This window comes from Kordia sp. (assembly GCF_045105435.1).
In the GTDB taxonomy this organism is placed as follows: domain Bacteria; phylum Bacteroidota; class Bacteroidia; order Flavobacteriales; family Flavobacteriaceae; genus Kordia.
Window position 1 is genome coordinate 1 of the sequence record NZ_JBGCDL010000132.1, and the last position, 7,109, is coordinate 7,109.

Here is a 7,109-nt window from a genome sequence, read left to right on the forward strand (position 1 = left end):
CAAACCTTTACATTTAGGACACGTTCGTAATAATTTATTAGGGTATTCTGTTGCAGAAATTATAAAAGCTGCAGGAAAAAAAGTCTATAAAACCCAAATTATAAACGACAGAGGAATTCATATTTGTAAATCGATGTTGGCCTGGAAACTTTTTGGAAACGGAGAAACACCACAATCTACAGGATTAAAAGGAGATAAGTTGGTTGGAAACTATTATGTTGAATTTGAAAAAGTATTCCAAATGGAGTTTTCTGAATGGTTACAGACAACTACTGGAATTGATAAGATAGAAGTGTTTGCAAAGAAGCCCGAAACTCAGAAAATGTTAGAAGAAAAGTTTTCTAAAAAATATGAAAATGGAGAAGACCTTTCTGACGAAATCATAAAAGCTTTTAAAAAATCATTCAAAAATGACTATTTCGCAAACATAAGCGCTATCGGAGCTGACGCAAAAGAAATGTTGCGCAAATGGGAAGCTGGTGATGCAGAAGTGGTAGCACTTTGGGAAAAAATGAATCAGTGGGTTTACGATGGTTTTGCCGTTACATATACAAACTTAGGTGTTGATTTTGATGCCTTGTATTATGAAAGTGATACCTATCTTTTAGGAAAAGACTTTGTAAAAGAAGGTTTAGAAAGTGGCGTTTTTTACACAAAAGAAGATGGTTCTGTTTGGTGCGATTTGAAAGAAGATGGATTGGACGATAAAATTGTATTGCGTGCCGATGGAACTGCAGTATACATGACACAAGATATCGGAACAGCCATTCAGCGAGTAAAAGATTATCCAGATATTGGCGGAATGATTTATACAGTTGGAAACGAGCAAGATCACCACTTTAAGGTGTTGTTTTTAATCTTGAAAAAACTTGGATTCGATTGGTCTAAAAACTTACATCATTTATCGTACGGAATGGTCGATTTACCAAGTGGAAAAATGAAAAGTCGTGAAGGAACGGTCGTTGATGCAGATGATTTAATGGTAGAAATGGCAGCAACAGCCAAAGAAATTTCACAGAAACTAGGAAAGCTAGAAGGCTATACAGACGAAGAAAAAGAAGAGCTTTACAAAGTCATCGGAATGGGTGCGTTAAAGTATTTCATTCTAAAAGTAGATCCTAAAAAACGCATCTTATTTGATCCGAAAGAATCCATTGATTTTGCAGGAAACACAGGTCCGTTTATACAATATACATACGCGCGAATTCAATCAATCTTGCGAAAGGCAGATTTTGACTATTCCGCAGAAATTACAGGAATTGAAATTGATATTCGCGAAAAAGAAATCGTAAAACAATTGCAAGGATATCCTGCTACTGTGCAATTGGCGGCAAACAATCAAAGTCCGGCAGTCATTGCAAATTACACTTATGATTTGGTGAAGTTGTACAATTCATTCTTCCAAAATATTTACATTCTAGGAGAAGAAGACGAAGCAAAAAAAGTATTCAGAGTCCAATTATCTAAAAAAGTAGGAGACACGATCAAAAATGCATTTTCACTATTAGGAATTCAAGTTCCTGAAAGAATGTGATACATTTATATTGAAAAATATATAAAATCGTTTAAACCGACATTTCGACATAGTTGAATGCTAGTTTAAACGATTTTTTTATGCTTAATGATTATTTTTTAAAGTGTCTCATATCGAATGTACGTTAAATCGGACTGTTCCTATTCAAAATAAAATTTAAGTTTATATCTTCGTTATTTGCAGGATGAATTTTCAAAGTTTGTTCATCATTTCATCCTGTGTAAAAAAATAACACGAATTTCAATTATGTATAAAAAAATACGTTTCCTTTTTCTTTTCGTTTTTGTTTCTATTGTGAATGGACAACCGAAAATTGAAAACACGGCTCATTTTACTTTAAAACCTACGTTAACGCCAGATGCAAAAGAGGTTATATTTAGTTATGAAGGCGATTTGTGGAAAGTTTCTTCAAATGGAGGAGAAGCGTACAGAATAACTGCCATGGAAGGAGTTGAAACAAATCCGAGTGTTTCTCCCGATGGAAAATGGTTGGCGTTTTCTAGCAGTCAATACGGAAATAGTGATGTATACATTATGCCACTAAAAGGTGGTAAAATTACACAGCTAACGTTTCATCAAGCAAGCGACATGATATCTTCTTGGAATTGGGACAGTAAAACCATCAATTTCAGATCCAACAGGTATAATTTAATTACAAATTACACCGTAAATATTAATGGTGGAACGCCCAAAAGAACCTTTGGACACTATTTTAACAGAGTCCATAATGTGGTACAACATCCAAAAACAAAAGACATTTACTTTAACGAATCTGGTGAAGCATCCTATGATGCAAGCAGAAAAAGATACAAAGGTGATTACAATCCTGATATAAAATCATACAATCAAAAAACAAAAAAATATGCACAGCATACAACATATAGAGGAAAAGATTTTGGTACAACTATTGACGCAGTTGGAAATATTTATTTTAAATCAGACAGAGGGAATGGTGAATACAATCTATATAAATTAGACAATGGAGTACCAAAGCAGTTAACTAATTTTTCGTCATCAATTATGTGGCCAAAAGTAAGCGCGAATGGTGAAAAAATAGTGTTCCGAAAAGACTATCAATTGTTTGTATATGATGTAGCTAACAAAACCACCAAAAAGCTGAAAGTCAACATCAGTAATAATTCTACGTTAGAAAAAGAACAATCGTATGATGTAAAAGGTGCGATTACTTTTTTTGATATTTCTTCTGATGGAAAAAAGATGGCATTTGTAGCGAGAGGAAAATTATTTGTCTCTGATGTAAAAGGGAAATTTATCAAAGAAATACCAACCAATTCGTTGGAAGCTATCAAAGAAGTAAAGTGGTTAAAAGACAACAATTCGTTACTATTTTCACAATCAGATAAAGGATATTACAATTGGTTTGTAACAAGCGTAACAGGTAAATTTAAAACGAAACAACTCACTAAGAAAAAGCAGAATAACAGACAAATTACGTTTAATGCAGACAAAACAAAAGGAGTGTATTTACGCGGTGGAAACGAAATTTATCTCATCGATTTAAAAACTTTTAAAAGCGAATTGATCGTCACAGATGAATTGTGGGGATTTTACAATTCAGATCCGCATTTTTCTCCTGACGGACAATACATTTCATACACTGCGTTTAGAGATTTTGAAGCAGATATTTTTGTGTATAACATCGCTTCAAAGAAAATAATCAATCTTACCAAAACGAAAGTTTCTGAACGTGAACCAATATGGTCTGCAGATGGAAAATACATATATCTATCTTCTGAACGAACAGCACCAAACTTTCCAAGAGGCGGAAGTGGAAGTGCTAAAGTGTATCAAATGGCTTTAGATAAATATGAAAAACCGTTTAAAATTGATAAAATAAACGCACTTTTAGAAGAAGAAAAAAAGGAAGAAAAAGACAAAAAGAACAAAAAGAATAAAAAAACGACCAAAGAAAAGAAAAAAGTGACGGTTGCTATCAACGAAAAAGGATTGATGAATCGATTGACATTGATAAGTCCAACATTTGGGAATCAACGAAATATTGCGATTGTACATGAAGGCGACAAAACACATGTGTTGTATGTATCAAATCACGATCAAGGAAAAAGTAAGTTGTGGAAAACTACACTAACACCTTTTGAAGACAATAAAACGGTAAAGTTACATGATAAAACACTGTATAGTTACCAATTTATTACGGCTGGAAAAAAACACTATATCTTATCTAGTGGAAACATTCATACAGTAGATTTAAAAGCGAATAAAATAAAGCCAATAACAATGGAGTATCGCTTTCATAAAACGTTGTCAAATGAATTTGATCAGATGTATTATGAAGCTTGGGCAGGAATGGAAGAAAGCTATTATGACGAAAATTTTCATGGTGAAAACTGGCAACAACTAAGAGATGAATATGCAACTTATTTGCCATACATTTCAAGCAGAGCAAATTTGAGATTGATTTTTAACGACATGTTGGGAGAGCTAAATACATCGCATTCTGGCTTTAACTCGTATGGGAAAGAAGAGCAAACATATCATGGAACACGTTCATCAGAAACAGGAATTATTTTCAATACAGAAAAACCGTTTGTTATAGAAAGAATTGTTTCAGAAGGACCAACAGACATCAAAAATAAAGATCTTAAAAAAGGAGATAAATTGGTTGCTGTCAGTGGCAAACGCGTGGATGAAAAATCGAACAGGGAACAGTATTTTTCCAATCCAAAATTTAATGAGGAACTTCGATTGACATTTACTCGAAACAACAAAGAATTTCACGTAAATGTACATGCAATCTCCTTTTGGAGACTTAAAGACTTATTAATAAAAGAATGGCAAAATAGAAATCAAGCACATGTAGATACAAAGTCTAACAATAAGATTGCGTATGTGAGTATGTTAGATATGGGGAACCAAGAGTTGACCAAATTCTATCAGGATTTAATGAGTGAAGAAGCGTATAAAGAAGGTTTAATTTTAGATTTACGCTGGAATATAGGCGGAAATGTACACGATGCAGTATTGAATTTCTTGCGTCAAAAACAATACCTAAATTGGAAATACCGAGAAGGAAAATTAACGAGTCAATCTAACTTTAATTACGGCGACAAACCAATTGTGTTGCTCATAAATGAACAATCTTTATCGGATGCAGAAATGACGGCTGCAGGCTTTAAAGAACTAAAAATGGGCACAATTGTGGGAACAGAAACCTATCGTTGGATCATTTTTACAACAAGCAGAAGATTAGTAGATGGATCTACCTACCGATTGCCAACTTGGGGATGTTATACCTTAGATGGAAAAGATTTAGAAATGACTGGAGTAGCGCCAGATGTATATATTGGTGAAAACTTTAAAGAGCGCTTAGAAAATAAAACGCCACAATTGGACAAAGCGATTGAAATTATACTAAAAGAATTAGAAAAGAAGTAAAATTAAAAAGGGCGTTTTTTTTAATAAATCATTTAATTTTTGATCAATCGAGTTCGCGCCTTTTCTTGGTTTGAAATTGATTTGTAGTAGTTAAGAATGTCAAATTTTGAATCTACAACCATGCCTCCCATAGTAGATGTATACCAAATATCGGTAATTCCACTTTTATTATATTTAATCCAAATATGATAACTAGATATGCCAAGATTATAGGTGTTATAACTCATAACCAAATACTCTTTGTTTTTAGCAAGTAATTTAAGATGGCGAGATGGCTTGTCGTCTTCACCACTACAATCACTCTGATACTTTTCATCAGGATTTGCAATGTCAAAACCGCCCGAAGCACACTTTAGTTGCTTTAAAACGTGTGTAGGAATATCATTTTTGTCATTTGAAATCACTAATTTTTGTTCGGGTAATTCTTTAACAAACCACGCTAACTTTTTATTTGATTCTTCTTCAGAATGATCATTCTTAAAACCACAATCTTGCGCATAAGAGGTCAAAGTAATTATAGAAACTATAAATAATAAGATGTTCTTTTTCATATTCGGTATAATTATTAGCATAAAATCGTAATTTATAAAAGTCTTTAATACTACCAATGCGGTTCAATAAAAGCAAGCTCTATCAACTACTTGTTACTGTAAACGTTTTTTTTGATAAAATGTTGAGTTTCACTATCAATATAAAAACTTTAATTTATAATCACTAAAGAAACCACGGCAATTAATTTTAGTATATTTAGAAAATAAACCGATAAATACCATGAATAAATACATACTCTGTTTTCTTATTTGCGTTGGCTTTGGCGCAAATGGGTTTAGTCAAAATGATACACAAACTTCTCTTAAGCCAGTACAAGATGTTTATTTTATGAAAGCATCGGATGGATATCACTACATAAATAACAATCTCAATTATACCATGAAATTTCTTGGGGAAAATGTAGAGTATATGGATAATGGTGGATTTAAAATACAAGATCATCTCATTACATTGATCGAAACTGATTATGATACTTCAATCTATAACAATACAAAAGGTTTAGCAGCACAAAAACAAGTGTTGCAAGCGTATAAAGATTCGCAACTTGCCTATTTTGAAGAAGTTAGTGAGGAAAAAATAAATGTCGAAGAAGAATTTTTCAATAATAAAGATGGCAAACTATTTTATCTGTTTTCGGTTGCTATTCCACTCAGTAAAGTGAATGTCGAAGAAGACTATTTGCGTAAAATAAGTATTTTATGTTTTGTGGTGAACGATAAATTATCAACCATAAGTTTTCCGTTGTTTAAATCGGAAGATGAAGCCGAAAAAGCAGCGTATATAAAGGCGCTGACAGCATCTGTAGCAATATTCCCATCAAAAATAGATGTTGATTTTTTAAGAAAACGTGTCCTCAATAAAACGGATGAAGATGTCGTAGTTAATTACGATGATGAACACTTTCAATTTTCCGTTCCAGACTATTTGAATGTTGTGCAAATGAACGGACCAACAGTATGGTCTGCAAGTTTTCCTGATGTAAACAACATTAAAAATGCGGTTGTCGTACGAATGGCAAAAAAGGGAGAAGCATACACATCCTTTAAAGAATTCAATCAAGACGTATTTCCACAAGGAAAAATAGGAGATGAAGATGACAGAATGAAACTGCTCTTAAAAGAAGAACTCGAAAACATAGGAGAAATTAACGGAAAAAGCATGCGATTTAATTACATGCCAAAAGGAACGATGCGCTTATATCATGCGAAACAAGTTACTTTTGAAACGAAAACACATTATGTTTTGGTAATGTTCAATGCAACTCCTTCAACCTACCAAGGCAATGTAAAACGATTTGATACGTTCTTGGAGACTTTTAAAATTGAAAAAAAGTAGTTTATTTAGTATGATACGTCTTTGCTAATCTAAAGGAGAATTTTAGAAAAATTCGTGGCAATCTGTTTGTTTTAAAACTAAAATTGTGGAATGCTATACACAGATTACTTCGTCATGCTTCCTCGTAATGACGCTTCTAATACTACTGAATAATCAAAATTATATGATACGTCTTTGCGAGAATTTTAGAAAAATTCGTGGCAATCTGTTTGTTTTAAAACTAAAATTGTGGAATGCTATACACAGATTACTTCGTCATGCTTCTTCGTAA

4 protein-coding genes and 1 pseudogene are annotated in these 7,109 nt (G+C 32.9%); 4 read left to right on the forward strand and 1 reads right to left on the reverse strand.

Annotated elements, in window-relative coordinates; translation table 11 throughout:
* The 3 genes and pseudogenes from AB8B65_RS06720 to AB8B65_RS06730 all read left to right on the forward strand — a co-directional run.
* Positions 1-310, forward strand: a pseudogene (locus AB8B65_RS06720) (arginine--tRNA ligase); the annotation flags it as partial.
* A gap of 12 nt (positions 311-322) precedes the next feature.
* Positions 323-1,534, forward strand: coding sequence for an arginine--tRNA ligase (gene argS / locus AB8B65_RS06725; RefSeq protein ID WP_405300108.1), 1,212 nt, complete (start codon positions 323-325; stop codon positions 1,532-1,534).
* A 246-nt stretch (positions 1,535-1,780) separates the two neighbouring features.
* Positions 1,781-4,951, forward strand: coding sequence for a S41 family peptidase (locus AB8B65_RS06730; RefSeq protein WP_405300105.1), 3,171 nt, complete (start codon positions 1,781-1,783; stop codon positions 4,949-4,951).
* 32 nt (positions 4,952-4,983) lie between these two features.
* On the opposite strand, the gene AB8B65_RS06735 is transcribed toward AB8B65_RS06730, so the two are convergent.
* Positions 4,984-5,502: a hypothetical protein gene (locus tag AB8B65_RS06735; RefSeq protein WP_405300106.1), complete on the reverse strand. Its 519-nt coding sequence runs from the start codon at positions 5,500-5,502 to the stop codon at positions 4,984-4,986.
* Positions 5,503-5,722: 220 nt separating this feature from the next.
* On the opposite strand from AB8B65_RS06735, the gene AB8B65_RS06740 reads away from it, so the two are divergent.
* Entirely contained in the window at positions 5,723-6,838 is a 1,116-nt protein-coding gene (locus AB8B65_RS06740; RefSeq protein ID WP_405300107.1) for a hypothetical protein, read from the forward strand.
* Positions 6,839-7,109 lie beyond the last annotated feature (271 nt).

Coding starts and splice junctions, on each gene's coding strand:
- argS (WP_405300108.1), top strand. CDS start 323: ATGTTAGAAGAAAAGTTTTCTAAAAAATATGAAAATGGAGAAGACCTT.
- AB8B65_RS06730 (WP_405300105.1), top strand. CDS start 1,781: ATGTATAAAAAAATACGTTTCCTTTTTCTTTTCGTTTTTGTTTCTATT.
- AB8B65_RS06735 (WP_405300106.1), bottom strand. CDS start 5,502: ATGAAAAAGAACATCTTATTATTTATAGTTTCTATAATTACTTTGACC.
- AB8B65_RS06740 (WP_405300107.1), top strand. CDS start 5,723: ATGAATAAATACATACTCTGTTTTCTTATTTGCGTTGGCTTTGGCGCA.